The organism is Aerococcus kribbianus, assembly GCF_026805545.1.
GTDB lineage: Bacteria > Bacillota > Bacilli > Lactobacillales > Aerococcaceae > Aerococcus > Aerococcus kribbianus.
Genome location: NZ_JAPRFR010000004.1, coordinates 18806 through 36204, shown reverse-complemented (window position 1 = coordinate 36204; position 17399 = coordinate 18806). Strand labels below are relative to the sequence as shown.

Annotated in this window: 17 protein-coding genes; 14 read left to right on the top strand and 3 right to left on the bottom strand. The window is 37.8% G+C overall.

Annotated elements, in window-relative coordinates:
* Positions 1–295: 295 nt before the first annotated feature.
* The 3 genes from rplM (at position 296) to OW157_RS07205 (ending at position 2748) form a co-directional block, all read left to right on the top strand.
* A complete protein-coding gene (rplM, locus tag OW157_RS07215; RefSeq protein WP_268752707.1) occupies positions 296–739 on the top strand; it encodes a 50S ribosomal protein L13 in 444 nt (147 codons plus the stop codon).
* A 13-nt stretch (positions 740–752) separates the two neighbouring features.
* Positions 753–1145 carry a 30S ribosomal protein S9 gene (gene rpsI / locus OW157_RS07210; protein WP_268752708.1) on the top strand — a complete coding sequence of 131 codons (393 nt, stop codon included), beginning with the start codon at positions 753–755 and terminating at the stop codon, positions 1143–1145.
* Between the two features lie 223 nt (positions 1146–1368).
* On the top strand, positions 1369–2748 hold the full coding sequence (locus OW157_RS07205) for a YjiH family protein (RefSeq protein WP_268752709.1): 1380 nt from the start codon (positions 1369–1371) through the stop codon (positions 2746–2748).
* 63 nt (positions 2749–2811) lie between these two features.
* Here the strand turns inward: OW157_RS07205 and OW157_RS07200 are convergent, their stop codons facing one another.
* Complete coding sequence (locus OW157_RS07200) at positions 2812–4182, bottom strand: NAD-dependent succinate-semialdehyde dehydrogenase (protein WP_268752710.1); 1371 nt, start codon at positions 4180–4182, stop codon at positions 2812–2814.
* Positions 4183–4689: 507 nt separating this feature from the next.
* Here OW157_RS07200 and OW157_RS07195 point away from each other — a divergent pair.
* The 3 genes from OW157_RS07195 to OW157_RS07185 are packed head-to-tail and all read left to right on the top strand — an operon-like array spanning position 4690 to position 7522.
* Positions 4690–5733 (top strand): TRAP transporter substrate-binding protein, encoded by a 1044-nt coding sequence (locus OW157_RS07195; RefSeq protein ID WP_268752790.1) that lies wholly within the window; start codon positions 4690–4692, stop codon positions 5731–5733.
* A complete protein-coding gene (locus OW157_RS07190) occupies positions 5730–6218 on the top strand; it encodes a TRAP transporter small permease (RefSeq protein ID WP_268752712.1) in 489 nt (162 codons plus the stop codon). The genes OW157_RS07195 and OW157_RS07190 overlap by 4 nt, the downstream gene beginning before the upstream one ends.
* Entirely contained in the window at positions 6218–7522 is a 1305-nt protein-coding gene (locus OW157_RS07185; RefSeq protein ID WP_268752713.1) for a TRAP transporter large permease, read from the top strand. The genes OW157_RS07190 and OW157_RS07185 overlap by 1 nt, the downstream gene beginning before the upstream one ends.
* Positions 7523–7721: 199 nt before the next feature.
* On the opposite strand, the gene OW157_RS07180 is transcribed toward OW157_RS07185, so the two are convergent.
* Positions 7722–8375, bottom strand: a complete 654-nt coding sequence (locus OW157_RS07180; protein ID WP_268752714.1) for an HAD family hydrolase — start codon at positions 8373–8375, stop codon at positions 7722–7724.
* A 174-nt stretch (positions 8376–8549) separates the two neighbouring features.
* Between OW157_RS07180 and OW157_RS07175 the strand changes: the two genes are divergently transcribed.
* The 4 genes from OW157_RS07175 (at position 8550) to OW157_RS07160 (ending at position 12138) form a co-directional block, all read left to right on the top strand.
* A complete protein-coding gene (locus tag OW157_RS07175) occupies positions 8550–9482 on the top strand; it encodes a metal ABC transporter solute-binding protein, Zn/Mn family (RefSeq protein WP_268752715.1) in 933 nt (310 codons plus the stop codon).
* A 97-nt stretch (positions 9483–9579) separates the two neighbouring features.
* Positions 9580–10557, top strand: coding sequence for an NAD(P)H-quinone oxidoreductase (locus OW157_RS07170; protein WP_268752716.1), 978 nt, complete (start codon positions 9580–9582; stop codon positions 10555–10557).
* A gap of 238 nt (positions 10558–10795) precedes the next feature.
* Entirely contained in the window at positions 10796–11494 is a 699-nt protein-coding gene (gene gloB / locus OW157_RS07165; RefSeq protein WP_268752717.1) for a hydroxyacylglutathione hydrolase, read from the top strand.
* Between the two features lie 23 nt (positions 11495–11517).
* Entirely contained in the window at positions 11518–12138 is a 621-nt protein-coding gene (locus OW157_RS07160) for an NUDIX hydrolase N-terminal domain-containing protein (protein WP_268752718.1), read from the top strand.
* Between the two features lie 188 nt (positions 12139–12326).
* Here the strand turns inward: OW157_RS07160 and OW157_RS07155 are convergent, their stop codons facing one another.
* Positions 12327–12803, bottom strand: a complete 477-nt coding sequence (locus OW157_RS07155; RefSeq protein WP_268752719.1) for an ECF transporter S component — start codon at positions 12801–12803, stop codon at positions 12327–12329.
* Positions 12804–13152: 349 nt separating this feature from the next.
* Here OW157_RS07155 and OW157_RS07150 point away from each other — a divergent pair, with 349 nt between their 5' ends.
* The 4 genes from OW157_RS07150 (at position 13153) to arcA (ending at position 17372) form a co-directional block, all read left to right on the top strand.
* Positions 13153–13866, top strand: a complete 714-nt coding sequence (locus OW157_RS07150; RefSeq protein WP_268752720.1) for a B3/B4 domain-containing protein — start codon at positions 13153–13155, stop codon at positions 13864–13866.
* 514 nt (positions 13867–14380) lie between these two features.
* Positions 14381–15160 (top strand): dimethylarginine dimethylaminohydrolase family protein, encoded by a 780-nt coding sequence (locus OW157_RS07145; protein WP_268752721.1) that lies wholly within the window; start codon positions 14381–14383, stop codon positions 15158–15160.
* A 94-nt stretch (positions 15161–15254) separates the two neighbouring features.
* Positions 15255–16022, top strand: coding sequence for a dimethylarginine dimethylaminohydrolase family protein (locus OW157_RS07140; RefSeq protein WP_268752722.1), 768 nt, complete (start codon positions 15255–15257; stop codon positions 16020–16022).
* A gap of 117 nt (positions 16023–16139) precedes the next feature.
* Entirely contained in the window at positions 16140–17372 is a 1233-nt protein-coding gene (gene arcA / locus OW157_RS07135; protein WP_268752723.1) for an arginine deiminase, read from the top strand.
* The last annotated feature ends 27 nt before the right edge of the window (positions 17373–17399 follow it).

The window sequence follows — 17399 nt, the reverse complement described above, 5'->3', positions numbered from 1 at the left end:
TTAGATGTGGCTATTTGTCTTAGCCTATATAGTGATTATTGCCTTGCTTTATTCTTCTTTTTACCTTTATAAGCATCAAGGCTTGAAGCGGTACTTATGGTTTGTTTTCTTAGGCTTATTTTTGTTGATTTTTCTTTCCGCCTTTATAATTTTAATGATGATAGAAGGAATGTAAATTTATTATTGACTTGGCCTCTGATTTGCGGTATCATAGTGGATGGTATTGTTTGCCCCACGATCGGCCCCGGAAACCAATTGTGATCAGACAATCAGACAGAATAACGGAGGAAAAATAATGCGTACAACATATATGGCTAAACCAAATGAAGTTGAACGTAATTGGGTTGTGCTAGATGCAACGGATGTGCCTTTAGGTCGTATCTCAGCAGTAGCGGCAAGCATGTTACGTGGTAAAAATAAACCAACATTTACGCCAAACGTTGACACTGGTGACCAAGTCATCATCATCAACACTGACAAGGTAAAATTAACTGGTAAAAAAGCAAGTGACAAGAAATACTACCGTCACTCTGGTTACCCAGGCGGTATTTACGAAACATCTGCTGGTGAAATGCGTGCACAACGCCCAGATCGTTTACTTGAAACATCAATCAAAGGAATGTTACCTAAGTCTAAATTAGGTCGTAAACAATTCAAACACTTGCACGTGTATGCTGGATCTGAACATCCACATGCAGCACAACAACCAAAAGAACTAGACATCAACGAATTAATCTAAGGAGGGAAAAGCAGTGGCACAAGCACAATATACAGCAACAGGACGCCGTAAGAATTCAACTGCCCGCGTACGCTTAGTACCTGGTTCTGGTAAAATCGTTTTTAACGGCCAAGCAATGGAAGACTATTTACCATACGCTTCACTTTTCGTTATTGTTAAACAACCTTTAGCTGTAACAGAAACTGAAGGTCAATATGATGTATTAATCAATGTTGACGGTGGTGGCTATGCTGGGCAATCAGGCGCAGCTCGTCACGGAATCGCCCGCGCCCTATTAAATGTCGACCCAGATTTCCGTAAACCTTTGAAAAAGGCTGGTCTTTTAACCCGTGACCCACGGATGAAAGAACGTAAGAAACCAGGTCTTAAGAAGGCACGTAAATCAGCTCAATTCTCAAAACGTTAATTATCAGAGATTACGTTTCGAAGCATTCAAGCTTTTATTGCTTGGATGCTTTTTGTTTACCCAAAAATATCGATAAATTGGGCCAAACGGAGTATGTGACTAGCGATTTTGGCTAATTATATTTCGTGAACTTTTTAACTTTATTTGCCTTGCTTGGGGCAGAGTTGTATAATTGTATAAAGTATTTAGTTCCATAGTCAAAAGAAAGAGGTTTCGATTTTATATGGATGAAGAAGTTCAGAAAGAAACGTTTACCTGGAAGCAGAAACTTAATTTTATTATCCCATCGCTATTGGGTGTATTGCTATTAATGATACCTTTTCAAATTAACGGACAGTCAACCGTCTTGGTGTCAGTGATAGCGGATTGGATTAGGGAAACGATTAATAGTATTGTTCCTATCTATTATTTAGTGATTCTAGTTATTACAATTTCTTTCTTATTGGGAATAATTTATAAATTTTTCAAACCGAAATTTATTGAGGAAAACGATTTATTATTAGAAGCTGCTGATGTCTCTAATTTTTGGCTTTTAGTTCGTTTTGTTGGTTTGATTTTAGCTTTTGCTGTTGCTTTTGGCCAAGAGTGGGGCGTTCCTGAGTTAATTTGGGGGCCAGATACTGGGGGATTAATTTTATTTGATTTAATTAATGGTCTATTTATTATCTTCCTAGTTGCAGGATTTGTTTTACCTCTCTTGACAGAATTTGGTTTATTGGAATTTATTGGTGTCTTTCTGACTCGTTTTATGCGTCCTGTCTTTAAATTACCAGGACGTTCAGCGGTTAACTGTGTGGCATCTTGGGTAGGAGACGGAACTATCGGGGTAGCCCTAACCGCTAAACAATATAAGGAAGGTTACTATACCCAACGTGAAGCGGCTGTTGTAGCGACAACATTCTCAGCAGTATCGATTACCTTCTGTTTGGTGGTCGTCCAAAATATCAATATGATGGATAAGTTTGGGATCTTCTACTTGACGGCAGCTTTTGTAGGAGTCGTTTGTGCCTTGATTGTGCCTCGGATTCCACCCCTATCTAGAAAAGATGATACCTATTATACTGGTCAACAACATGAGAATGCCGAACAAGGTATTCCTAATAACTTCAGTAAAATGGAATGGGCCATGCAATCAGCAGTCAAGCAGGCAGAACATAATGGGGACTTCAAACAATACTTAACTAGCGGGGCTGAAACTGTTGCTTCTTTATGGTTAGGTGTTATTCCTACCATTATGGCTATTGGGACAATTGTGTTAATTGTTTCTTATACGACACCCGTCTTTACTTGGTTAGGGTTACCATTTAGACCCTTATTAGAATTAATGCAAGTGCCAATGGCAGCAGAAGCATCTGAAACGATGGTGATTGGTTTCGCCGATATGGTTGTTCCGTCAATTATGGCAGCTGATATACCAAATCAAATGACCCAGTTTATTGTTGCAGCGATGTCAATTGTACAATTAATTTATATGTCAGAAACAGGAGCAGTTATTCTCGGTTCTAATCTAAACGTTTCCTTTATCGAATTGTTTATTATTTTTATTGAACGGACACTGATTTCCTTGCCATTAATTGTACTTATTGCTCATCTGATATTTTGACAGTAATTAAAAGCCTTCCTGAAATTTTCTTCAGGAAGGCTTTTTTGTGTGCTTCTAACTCAATTATTTGGGTGTGTAGATGAGGTGTTCATTAAGGAAAGCATCAAAGCCTAGTTCACTTAACTCTCGGCCGTAACCAGAATTTTTCACACCACCAAATGGTAATTCCGGCAGGGATGCCCAAGCAGAATTAATAAAGGACATCCCGGTTTCAATCTGACTTGCTACTCGTTCAGCGCGTTCTTGATTGCTAGAGAAAATGGTATTTCCTAATCCATAGCTAGAATCGTTGGCTAATTCAATGGCTTCTTCTTCACTATCTACCTTATAAATAACTGCTACTGCACCAAAGATTTCTTGGTCAAAAATAGGATTGTCTTTGGTGATATTAGTTAAAATCGTCGGCATGACGAAGTTACCAGGGTGGTCAATGGCTTCATTTCCATATTCTAATTGTGCACCGTTATCGATAGCAGTTTGAATTTGCTCCAATACGGTTTCTTTGGCTCCTGCTGAAGAAAGTGGTGCTAGGCTAGTAGCTTCATCCATTGGATCTCCCCATTGGACTTTAGCAAAGCTATCTTTGACTAGGGCGACAAAATCATCGTAGTAGTCTGTCATTACGATGAAACGTTTGGATGAGGTGCACACTTGACCAGCATTATAAAGACGAGCAAATGGAATGACTCCCTTTAGTTCTTCCCAATCCGCATCATCTAAAATAAGGAAGGCATCGTTACCCCCTAATTCTAGAGATGATTTCTTCAAGTTTTTACCAGCAACAGCGGCAATTTCTGCCCCACCACGTTCAGAGCCTGTCAAACAAACACCAGCAACTCGTTTGTCAGCGATAATGTTTTCAACTTGATCATAATCAGCAAAGAGGTTAGTGAAGGCACCTTTTTCAATTCCTGCTTTTGCCACTAAATCTTGGAAAGCTTGGGCGGATCCAGGACAGATAGAAGCATGCTTAAGAATCATGGGATTACCCGCCATGAAGTTGGGAGCAAAAACTCGCATAATTTGATAGTAAGGGAAATTCCATGGTTCCACCGCCATAATGACGCCGGTTGCTTGTTTGATATAGTAGGCATCACCGGTATCAGTTTCTAGGGCTTGTGGTTTTAGGAAGTCTTCTGCCTTTTCAGCGAAGTAGTCAGCTATGTTTGCACATAATTCTACTTCCCCCTTGGCTTCACTGAATAATTTTCCCATGTCTTTAGTCATAATTTCCGCATAGTGATTGATATCTTTTCGTAAGAGTTCAGCTATTTTATGGAGTTGTTCTTTACGTGCGTCTAAGTCGTTATCTTTTCGCCATTTTTTATAGAGAGCATGCCCATTTGCTAGAGCCGTTTCAACATCTTGGTCACTTGCTTGCGGATAAGTTTTCAATATTTCATTTGTAAAGGGGTAAATTGTTTGATATGCCATTATAATTCCTCCTTAATTGTAGTATACTTATTATAGCATTTATGGAAACGGATACAATCAATCTGCTTGTGGAGAAAAAAGTACGTCTAGTTTCTTCTTTCTAGATTTAATGCACTGAGTTAAGGGATAACTTGCCAGCAGTAATTCGGAAATTTAGTCGCTTATTGTTTGAGATCGTATTTATTAGCGCTATGAAGGGGAGTTAGACGATGAAGACAAGCAGGATGAAGTCTTATCGCTTAGTAAAGAGAAGCTTACAACTGCAATTAACGCTCACATAGATTGCATATATTAACAAAAGGAAATAAAGGGTATGAATTCCCCCTCCGAAAAGGGGTGATTCATACTCTTTTTTTATGGTGTTTGAATTTATTTTTTGCAAATTATGCTATTTTTTTTGAATTTGTGATTGACTAAACTATCTGTTTTTTATATACTTATCAATGCGGTTTCAGAATACGCTTTCAGTACTGTTCTAACAATTATAGAAGGAAGGTTGTTTAGCCTATGTTTAGAAGAAAATGGCAAAAATTAATCGCCATTATTTTATTTTTATCCTTATTTCTAGTGGGATGTGGTCAATCCTCAGAAAAGAAAATTATTCGTATCGGCCATAATCAATCACAAAACCACCCGACCCATGTAGGGATGGAGGCTTTTGAAGAGTATATTGAGTCAGAGTTAGGGGACAAATATGATGTCCAAATTTATCCGAGTGAACTTTTAGGAACGCAAACAAATATGGTTCAACTCACGCAAACAGGAGCCATTGAAATTACCGTTGCTTCTAATTCTGCTTTAGAGACTTTCAATGATAGTTTTGAAATTTTCAACTTACCATACCTTTTCCCTAATCATGACGCTTATAAGGCGGTAATGAATGATCCGGAGATAGTAGCGCCTATTTTTAATGGGACTTCTGAAAGCGGTTTCGTCACTAAGGCATGGTTAGATGCTGGGATTCGTAACTTCTACGTTTCTACTGGTCCCATTGAAACACCCGATGATTTAGCTGGATTGAAAATTCGTGTTCAACAATCGCCAACTAATGTTCGAATGATGGAGTTATTAGGAGGATCCGCTACACCAATGGGATTTGGGAATGTTTATACAGCCATTCAATCCAAGGTTATTGATGGGGCGGAAAATAATGAACTCGCTCTAACCGAAAATGGGCATGGAGATGTCGCTAAATATTACTCATATACTATGCATCAAATGATTCCTGATGAAGTCATTGTTAATACTGATTTTCTTGATAATTTAGATGATGATGAAAAGGCAATCTTTGATAAAGGCTTTAAAATTATGCAAGACACTCAACACCAAGCTTGGGAAGAAAAAGTTGTTGAAGCCAAAGAAACTGCGGCTAAAGAAAAGGGCGTTCAATACAACTATCCTGATACTGAACCTTTCCGGCAAGCGGTCTTACCATTGCACGATGAAGTCTTGGCTAAGAATCCTAAATTACAAGACACTTATGATAAAATTCAAGCCAAAACTGAATCTTATAGAAAAGCAGAACAAGCAGATAAGGAGGATGCTCAATGAAAAAATTAAGAAACATCCTAGACCGCATTATGCGTGTTGTCATTGCGACGATTCTATTGGCAATTACGCTGCTCACTGTTTGGCAAGTAGTGACGCGCTACTTCTTGGGGCATCCATCAACTTGGTCAGAGGAAGTCGCTGCCTATCTTTTTGTATGGGTAACCGTTCTTGGTGCAGCCTATGTTTTTGGTTTACGGGATCATATGAATATCCCTATTCTTTCTGAACGGGTGAATCCGCAAGTCCAACGAATCTTAGCTGTGATTTCTGAAATTATTACATTAATTTTTGCTCTTACTGTAATGATTTATGGTGGAGTTAAAATTACTGATTTGACCATGGGACAAATGGCCTCTTCAATTCCTGTTGCAATGGGGTACTTTTATTCTGCTATACCGATTTCAGGAGTATTTATAGCTGTTTATAATGTGCTAAATCTATATGACTTATTTACTTCAAATACTATAGAAGAGGAGGTTAAATAATGGCTTTGCAATCATTAATTATTTTAATTGTCATTTTAGCCTTATTACTTATCCTAGGAGCACCCATTGCTATTGCGATTGGGGCAGCCGCCTTGGGAGCGATTTTACCAACCTTGGATGGTGAGGTTGCCTTAATTACTTCAGCGCAACGGATTTTCTCGGGGACTTCTTCCTTTACCCTCTTAGCAATTCCTTTCTTTATTTTAGCGGGGAATATCATGAACCAAGGGGGAATTGCTAAACGCTTGGTCCGTTTCGTTCAAGCCATTGTCGGTAAAATTCCAGGCTCACTCCTCTTAACTAATATTGGTGCCAATGCCTTGTTTGGAGCAATTTCAGGTTCAGCTGCTGCTGCTGCCGCTGCAGTTGGGGGCATGGTTCGTGAAGGGGAAGAAGAAGCAGGTTATGACATGGACTTGGCTGCTGCTACCAATGGGGCTTCGGCACCGAGTGGATTATTGATTCCACCTTCTAATGCCTTGATTACTTATTCCTTGGTGTCTGGTGGGACCTCAGTTGCTGCTTTGTTTGTTGGTGGCTATTTGCCAGGACTTATTTGGACTCTAGCTGCTATGCTAGTAGGATTTATCCTTGCCAAACGTTTAGGTTACCAAGGTGATGCTGGTAAGTTCTCTTGGAAGAATTTAGCCTTGGCAACTTTGGATGCACTCCTGCCACTTTCATTGATTGTGATTGTTATTGGCGGAATCATTCAAGGGGTCTTTACTGCTACTGAAGGATCAGCTATTGCTGTCGTCTATTCCTTGTTTTTAGCTACTGTAGTATACCGGGCGATTTCTTTACAAGGCTTTTACGATATCTTGGTTGATTCGGCTAAAACCTCTGCAATGGTCGTTTTCTTGATTGGGGTCTCTAATATTCTTTCTTGGGTCATGGCCTTTACGGGTATTCCGCAAATGGTAGCCCAAGCCTTAATTACTGTTTCTGATAATCCCGTGATTATCTTATTAATTATCAATATCATTTTATTGGTAGCTGGTACCTTTATGGATGTTACCCCTGCAATATTGATTTTTACACCAATCTTCTTACCATTAGTAACTGAATTTGGTATGGATCCCATTCACTTTGGTCTAGTATTGGTTTACAACCTATGTATTGGTAATATAACGCCACCAGTAGGAAATACCTTGTTTGTGGCAATTAAGGTTGGTAATCGGACCTTATCTAAGGTAATGCCCTATATGTTACTCTATTATGTGGCTATTATTACTGGTTTATTCTTAGTGACTTATGTTCCCTTCTTCTCACTATGGTTACCAGGTTTAGCTGGTTTGCTCTAAAAAGGATGTGAGCAAAAGCGGTAAGAGCGAGAGATTTGATTTAATAAGCAAAAGATATGAAGTAAAATCTTTTAGCCTATTGGACAAATATTCAAGCTTTTGCTTTTGCGAGCTCAACTAAGAGGTAAATGTTATTATATTATGAAGAGGCTGGGACTTTTGTCCCAGCCTCGTTTTTGTGTATGCTATAGTAATTTTATTAATCCTTACTTTGGAGTATGGTGAGAACGTCTGTTAAGGAATTCGCTTTAAAGGCCGTTTGGTCTAATAATTCTTGGCTAGGTTTTTTCATATCTGGTACACATATCGCAGGAATTCCGGCAGCGAAAGCAGCTTGTAATCCTGCTTCGCTGTCTTCAATGACTAGAGTTTTGTCTTTAGGTATTTGGGTTTTACTATGGGCTAAGAGAAAGATATCAGGAGCTGGCTTACCGTGACTGATTTCTGGGCCAAAAGTTAAATGGTCAAAGAAATCAATAATATTATTATCAGTTAATAATTTGACAGCACGGTCCCGAGTGGATGAGGAAGCCAAAGAGATTTCATAATTTTGGTCACGTAAATAGCTGAGTAGCTCATACACACCAGGCATTGTCTCAATACCGGTTTGGATAAACTGCTCTTCAATGGCCGTGACAAAGTCTAATCCTTCCTCTAGGCTAAGGGGCAATTGGTAATTCTTAATAAGGTTTTCCATATTCTGTCTACCGTTCTTACCAGAATAATTTTGGGCATAGTCACTTAAAGTAAAATCGTGCTGGTATTGGTCTAACAATTCTTGATACATACGATAAGAAACGATTTCAGAATTGATAATAATACCGTCCATATCGAAGATAATTGATTGATACATTAGTCGACCTCCTTTATGACTAAGTTACCATAGGAAGATTATTAGTGCTAGTAGGCGATAGAATTTTGTTTATAAGTTATTAAATCGAAATTGTTACTATTTACTTTCTCCCTGGAAATTTGCTATAATGACTGAGCCTTATTAAGTTGGGATTAATGACAAGGAGGAAATAAAATGAAAATACGTCAATACTTACTGGCGCTTGTTTCTTTATTCTTCTTAGCTGCTTGTGGACAAGCTAGCCAAGAGAAGGACGAAAATCAAGGCTTAACAATTGTTACTAGCTTCTATCCAATCTATGCAATAACTCAAGAAGTTGCTGGTGATGAAAATACTGTACAAATGATTCAATCAGGCCAAGGAATTCACGGTTTTGAGCCTTCAGCAAATGATATGCGGGCGATTAACGATGCGGATGTTTTTGTTTATCATTCCAAACACTTGGAATCCTGGGCAGGAAATATGGGAAAAAATTTAGCGGATTCTCAAGTTAAAGTCATTGAAGGGTCAAAAGACTTAGACTTAAAACGAACTCAGGGTTTGGAAGATGTAGAAACGAGTGAAGGAATCGATGAAGCCCAATTGGCGGATGTCCATACTTGGACTGACCCTATTGTGGCTGGCCAAGAAGCGATGACGATTGCCGAACAATTAGCTGAAATCGACCCTGAGAATGCTGATCTTTACCGAGAAAACGCCAAACAATTCCAAGTTGAAGCCCAATCCCTTGTCGACAAATATAAGGATGATTTTGATCAGCTGGATCAAAAAAACTTTGTTACTCAGCATACCGCATTTGCCTACTTAGCCGATCGTTTCGGACTCCAACAGATTGGCATTGCTGGGGCAGATAATACGTCAGAGCCCAGTGCTCAAACCTTATCTGAAATTGAAGATTTTGTTAGTGACTATAATGTGCAAACAATTTACACTGAGGAAAATGTGTCACCTAAATATGCTCAAGTGGTTTCTGATGCCACGGGAGCAGAAATGGATACCTTGAGTCCTCTCGAAGCTGATCCAGAGAATGATAAGACATACCTAGAAAATTTAGAAGCTAATATCAAAGTTTTGTACGATAATATGGCCAAAGAAAACCAAAACTAAATCACTGATCGCTTAACCTCTCTAAGTAGACAAGGCTTATCCTCTTCAGCTACACTTGGGATAGTAGAAAACTTTAAATGACTGAGAGGAGAATTTTATGCAAGCCATACAAGTAAAAGAAGCTGGGGCGTCAGATCAGCTCCATTTAACTGAAGTTGATCGCCCTAGTATCGGGGACCATGACTTATTAGTTCGGGTGAAGGCTACTGGTGTTAACCGCCTAGACACCGTTCACCGCCAACTAGGCACCGGCAACTTTCCTGCCTTAGGTGTGGAAACGGCCGGTGTTGTAGCAGAAGCTGGCGTAAAGAGTAAATTTAAACCGGGAAGTCGAGTTTTTGGTTTAACAACTACAGGATCATATAGCGACTATGCGATTATCCCTGATGACTGGGCTATGGAAATTCCTGAAGACTGGACTTTTATTGAAGCAGCTGCTATTCCTGAGGTTTTTTTAACCGCTTTTCAGACCTTATTTACAATTGGTAAACTATCTACTGATGAGTGTGTATTAATTCATGCCGGTGCTTCTGGAGTGGGAACAGCGGCTATCCAACTCGCTAAACAAGTTGCAGACGCCCAAGTGATTGTTACAGCGGGTTCCCAAGAAAAATTGGACTTCTGTCGTGAATTGGGTGCCGATTATGTTATTAATTATAAGGAAGCTGATTTTGCTGAAGAAATTGAAAAAATCACTGAAGGAAAAGGTGTTAATCTGGTTTTAGACTTTATTGGCGCTTCTTATTGGCAAAAAAATATTGATAGTCTGGGAGTCGATGGCCGTTTAGTCTTGATTGGTACCTTAGGTGGTGTGAAAGTTGACCAAGTCAATCTTCGCGATATAATGGGGAAACGACTCCAAATCACAGGAACCTTACTCAGTCCTCGCAGTTACCAGTATAAGGCCAATCTGGTCGCTGACTTCCAAGCACGAGTTGGCCAACTCTTAGCTCAGAAAGAAATTAAACCGATTATCGATAAGGTTTTTCCATTAAAAGATGCGAAAGAGGCTCATGATTATATGGAAGCCAGTAAGAATATAGGAAAATTAATTTTAACTGTTGATGCCAACTAAGAATAATTAAGATTTTTTATAATAACGGTTTAACAAATTAACCTTGAAAGTAGCTAATTTTGAGAGTCAGATCATTTTCAATTGTGAGATTGAATAGGTCTGGCTCTTTTTTAGTCGTTTGATTAATAAGTAACTTCCTAAGATGATTACAAAGCAAGATAGAAAGAGGGGTAATGGCATCTTTTTTCATTTCCTGCTCAAAATGGTAAACTAAGGATAAGAAAAGGAGTGGATTGAAATGATTACGGCAATTCCCGCCTTAGCGGATAACTATATCTGGACTTATATCGAGGATGGGCAAGCGGTTATTGTGGATCCTGGTGAATCACAAGGGGTTCTCGATTTCCTAGCTAAGGAAGATGTTGACCTAGCTTATATTTTATTGACCCATGGGCACTCTGACCATGTTGATGGGGTGGCTGATTTACGCACCGCTTACCCTAATGTTCAAGTGATTGGACCAAGTGAAGTTGCTGAACAAGTTGATAAGGTAGTCGCAGAGGGAGACACAGTGCCTGTATTAAAAACTGATTATCAAGTCTTCAAGGCAGCAGGTCATACCCAAGAACATATTGTTTATTTATCTGGAGATGTTTTATTTGCTGGCGATGCCTTGTTTGCAGGTGGTTGTGGGCGTGTCTTCACTCAAGATTACCAGGCAGCCTATCAAGGAATGAAGAAATTTAATGCCTTGGCGGACAGTGTTCGCTTGTATGCTGGCCATGAATATACCATGACTAACCTAAAATTTGCTCAAACAATCTTAGGCGACCAGGCTGAATTAGAAAAGGCGATAAAAAGAGCCCAAGATCACTTAGATCAAGGACAGCCGACCCTACCAACGACGCTTGGAGAGGAAAAAACTTATAATGTTTTCTTACAGGCCCAGTCATTAGAAGATTTTATCCACTACCGTAAACAACGCGACAATTTCTAAACAATAGGAGTCTTGATTAGAATATGGAAGAAAAAGAATTATGGTTGGATTGGGCCATTGAGTTACAAGCTTTAGCTCAAGCTGGTTTACATTATACGACCAATAAATTTGATGTAGAACGTTTTGAACGGATTCGCCAGATTAGTGTGGATATGCTAGCAGAGAAAACGGGGATGAATACAGACAAGGTTACGGGTTTATTTGCTAGTGAAACAGGTTATCAGACACCAAAACTTGATTCTCGTGCAGCTATTATCAAGGATGATAAAATTCTATTAGTTCAAGAAGCTGACGGATTATGGGCATTACCAGGTGGTTGGGTAGATGTCAATCAAACCGTAAAAGAGAACTTAATTAAAGAAAGTAAAGAAGAGGCTGGTCGTGATGTGAGTGTTGATCGGGTGATTGCTTTAGAAGACCGTAACAAGCGTAATGCTGGGATTTATGCTTTTGAAATTGTTAAGATATTTGCTCTATGTCATGATCATGGTGGGCAATTCCAAGCCAATTCAGAAACTTTAGCTGCCCAATTTTTCACTCAGGATGACCTACCACCTCTATCTGTCCACAAAACAACTAAAGAACAAATTGACATGTGTTTCTCTGCCTATGCAGATCCTAATTGGCAAGTGATTCTTGATTAAAACTATCGAAAAAAAGTGAGGCTGGGATAAAAGTTCCAGCCTCTTTGTGATATATGAACATTAATCTCCTAGTTGGGTTCCAAAAGTCAGAACAGACTGCCTTTCCCAAAATCTCTTAGATGGCTGTTTGCCATCTTTCGTGTTTTGGTCCAAGGCTTCTGTTCTTAACGACTTTTGTTACCCCCTTTTTATTTAAGGCTAGCTACGAAGCGTTTGCCCAGTAATTCCGTTAATAAAATGGAAAATACAATTTGAATGCAGTTGGCTGGAATAGAGGCCACCCCTGCATACCAATCAAACATGAAGACAGTGGCTAGGGCATAGCCTAATACCATAAAAATACTTGAAGCAAGATAAGCGATAACTTTTTGTTGTTTTAAATAGAGTTTAGCAAAAAGAAAACCTTGAATACCGTGGATAATAGCAGAAAATAATGCCCAATTAGCAGCGCCTGATAAGATGTCTATAAGAAAACCAGATAAGCCACCGACCAATAAGCCGGCTAAGGGACCAAATGCCATCGCAATTAAGTAAATTCCAGCGTCAACAATGGTAACAAAACCATGAGTTGCAGGCACGGGAATTAAAATAAACATGGATGCTGCTACAATAACGGCGGTTGCCATTGCAATCATTACCAAATCTTTGGTAGATAAATTCGACATAATATCTCCTCCCAAATAATAGTGTAATGTCCCTGAATGATTTAGGCAAGCTAAAAATATATTATTAGGTGAATTGTTAAATGTTTAAGAAATAACTAATAATAATTGGCTCGATAAGCTTTAGTTTTTCAAGCAAAGAAGTCTTAATAGAATGATGATTACCGATGATAGAAAATACCCTGACCTATTCTGTCGCTTTAGGCCTAATCTTGGTAGTATTGGGCGGGCAAGTCGTTTTAGTTAAAAGAGAGACAGACTAATAGTAGGATGATGGCGAGTCTAGCCTATTTTCTCCTTAGTTTTTTATCTTACTTATGATAAAATAATAAAAAAGTTAAGGGGTGATTACATGACAAAATTAATTGTTGATAATGAGTTTTGGGACCTTTTTCCGCAAGCAGAAATTTACTTATTGAGGGTAAATGATTTAAATAACGAAATTTCTGATGAGAAGGATGCGGTCATGGCTAATTTGTTGAAACAAGCAGCCAAGGCTGGTGAAAAATTTGTACCTGATGAACCCATCAGCCAAAACGAAGTCATTGCTCAGTGGCGACAAGCTTTCCAAAAATTTAAAACCAAAAAAGGTGCGCGGTCCTCTATCGAAGCCCTCTTAAAAAGGGTACAAAAAGGGAATATCGTACGCCCAATTAATCCTTTGGTGGACTTATATAATGTAGCCTCTATGGCTAATGGCGTTCCCATTGGAGCAGAAGATACCAGTAAAATTACTGGAGACATGCACCTGGGCCTTGCTCAAGGTGGCGAAGATTTCTGGCCATTAGGTGCTGAGGAGAGTGCTGCAGCCTTAGAAGGGGAAATCTGCTACTATGATGACCAGGGAGCAGTGTGCCGGTGTTTTAATTGGCGGGAAGCTGAACGAACAATGATCACTGAAGAAAGCCAACAAGCTGTTATTGTTATTGAAGCTATTAATGCTCAACAAGCGCAACGGGCCCAAGAAGCGCAAACTCAATTACAAAGTTTATTGGCTGAACATTTAGGCGTTCAAGCTGAAGCAGAAATAATTAATATTGAAAATAAAGAAGCAACTATTGCTTAGGGTGAAAATTATAAAGGCATTTTTACTAAATTAGTTTTGTTCTGTTTTAATCTAAATAATTAAACCGATAACTTTAATTAGAGTTGTTGGTTTTTTTAATTAAAGCAATAATACTATTATTTTTGTAATATACAGTTCGTAAATATTAATGTTTAATATTGAAGAATTATAACTAATACTAAGTGGATTAAAACTTGATTAATTAAATATTTTCATTAATTTAATTGATCAGTAAGTTTTTCTATTGCAATCAATAATTGAATTGATAATTATCTAGAGTGTAATTATTAAGATGAAAGTAATATCATAAATAATATGTCACAATAGTATTAAAATAGATTGAAAAGAGCTGACATAAAAAGAATTTAATTGTATAATGAAAGCGTATCCAATATTGTGATTTGGTTTAGTAACATAGTTATTGATTCTATTGGTAAGTAGTAATATGAAAGGAGAGAAATAGGAAGGATTAGCTAGTTATAGTGGTTGTAAAATATTAAGGGGGATTACAATAATGGTAGAATTTACTAATGGAATTGTTAGAAAACCATCAAAATCAATGGTAGAAGGTATTACAACTGGTATGTTTTCTAGTGAAAATCCTAAATATGAGGATGGTTTGAAACAACATGGACAATATGTAAAAATATTAGAAAAATTGGGTTTAGAAGTTCTAGTATTAGAACCATTGGAAGAGTTTCCTGATTCATGCTTCGTAGAAGATCCAGCCGTGGTTACTGATAAATTTGCGATTATAACTAATTCACCTAAAGAGAGTCGTAATGGTGAAAAGGTTGAAATAGAGCCAACTCTTAAAAACTATTTCGATAACAAAGATATATACTATATAGAATACCCGGGTACTATGGAAGGAGGAGATGTTCTTCAAGTTGATAATCATTTTTATGTGGGATTATCAGAACGGACTAATGATGAAGGCGCAAAACAATTTAATGAGTTTGTTTCGAAGTATGGTTTTACATCTTCCACAGTTCCAGTCACTGAAGGGCTTCATTTAAAAGACTTTGTTATATATTTAGATGATAATAATATGTTATTGAGCTCAGAAATGAATAAAGCTTCAGAATTTAAGGATTTTAATCGCTATGTTGTTGAAAAAGATGAATTATATGCCATTAATAGTTTATTTATAAATGGTACTGTTATGGTTCCGGAAGGTTATCCTAAGACTTTAAATTATATAAAGTCTCTTGGTTATCCGGTAGAAGTAGTAAATACTGATGAATTTAAAAAGATAGACGGAAGTCTGACTTGTTTATCATTACGTTTTTGATTTTAATAACTAAAATCAATATTTACATGAGAGATTTTGAATCTTTAGTTTTATAAAATTAATAGATTATATAATTTTAGAAAGAGGGGTATTTATGTTTAATAATGTTATTGTTCGAGTACCAAGTAAAAGTATCTCTGAAGGAATCACAAGTGCACATGAAGGGAAACCTATTTATGAGGTAGCATTAGTTCAACATGAAAATTATGTAAGTGCTCTTACTAAATGTGGAGTGGAAGTTACTGTATTGGAACCAAAAGAAGAGTTCCCAGACTCTTGTTTTGTTGAAGATGTGGCGTTATGTACAAGTAAATGCGCTATTATTACAAGACCAGGCGCTGAAAGCCGAAGAGAAGAGGCGCAATTAGAAGATATGCATCAAGCGTTATCAAAATTTTATGAGAATATTGAAAAGATTGAAGAACCGGGAACAATTGAAGCTGGAGACATTATGATGGTGGGAGATCACTATTATATTGGCTTATCAGAACGTACTAATCAAGAAGGAGCTAATCAAATGATTTCTATCCTTGAGAAGTACGGTCTTTCAGGAGAAACTGTAAGTTTGGATGAAATGCTCCATTTGAAAACGGGTTTAGCCTATTTAGAAAATAATAATTTATTGGTTGCCGGAGAGTTTAAAAATAAAGAAGCTTTTGATAAGTTCAATAAAGTAGAAGTTGAATTAAATGAAGCTTACGGAGCAAACTGCATTTGGGTTAATGATAAAGTTATTGTACCCGAAGGATATCCAAATGTTCAAAGTAAGATTGAAAATTTAGGCTATGAGGTATTAACTGTTGATACTTCAGAATTTAGAAAAATTGATGGAGGATTATCTTGTTTATCACTACGTTTTTAATAAATGTGATGAATTTCTCATTTTGGGTGTCGCCAATTTCGTGATAGCGTTTTCTAGGCTTGGTATAATGAAAATGTAATAAAAAACTAAGAAGTTTTAAGAAAGGTAGGAATTGTAATGTCTGAAATTACACGCCCAATTCATGTGAAATCTGAAATTGGCCCACTTAAGAAAGTATTGTTGCATAGACCTGGTAAAGAATTAGAAAACTTAGTGCCAGACTTCTTGGAACGTTTGTTGTTTGATGACATTCCATATTTGGAAGATGCGCAAGCTGAACACGATGCTTTTGCCGATGCGCTACGTGAAAATGGCATAGAAGTGCTTTATCTTGAAAAATTAGTTGCTGAAGCAATTGATGCCGCTGATGTAAAGGAAGCCTTTGTTGACGAATGGTTAGCTGAAACAGGTGTTCAATCTGAAGCAATGTTGAAAGCATTGAAAGACTACTTGCTAGCAATGGATGATACTTATGAAATGGTATTGAAAACAATGGAAGGTTTCCGTAAAACAGAAATCGAAGTAGAAGGTGGAAAATCATTATCTGATTTATATGAAACTGACTACCCATTCATCGTTGATCCAATGCCAAACCTTTACTTCACACGTGACCCATTTGCAACAATGTACAATGGCGTAACATTGAACCATATGTATTCTGACACACGTAACCGTGAAACATTATATGGTAAATACATCTTTGATCACCATCCAGAATACGGAAATGGTCAAGTAGACCGCTTTTATAACCGTGAAGAATCAACTCGTATTGAAGGTGGAGACGAATTAGTTCTTTCTAAAGATGTCTTAGCTGTTGGTATTTCTCAACGTACTGATGCCCGTTCAATTGAAAAACTAGCTGGTCGTCTATTCGAAGAAACTGAATTCAAACATGTTTTAGCCTTCTTAATTGGCGAAAACCGTAAATTCATGCACTTAGATACAGTATTTACAATGGTTGACTATGATAAATTCACAATCCACCCAGAAATCGAAGGCGGATTGAAAGTTTGGGATATTACTCCAAACGGTGATGGAACAGTTAACATTGAAGAAACTGAAGATAAACTAGAAAACATCTTAGCTGAAGCACTTGGCCAAGAAAAAGTACAATTAATCCGTTGTGGTGGCGGTGACCCAGTTGCAGCTGCTCGTGAACAATGGAACGATGGTTCAAATACTCTAACAATTGCACCAGGTGTGGTAGTTGTTTATGACCGTAACACTGTAACTAACAAGATCTTAGCTGAAGCTGGCTTGAAATTAATCAAGGTTCGCGGAAGTGAATTAGTTCGCGGTCGTGGTGGCCCACGTTGCATGAGTATGCCTTTACAACGTGAAGATATCTAATAGTAACCCAAGCAAATAAAAAATAGG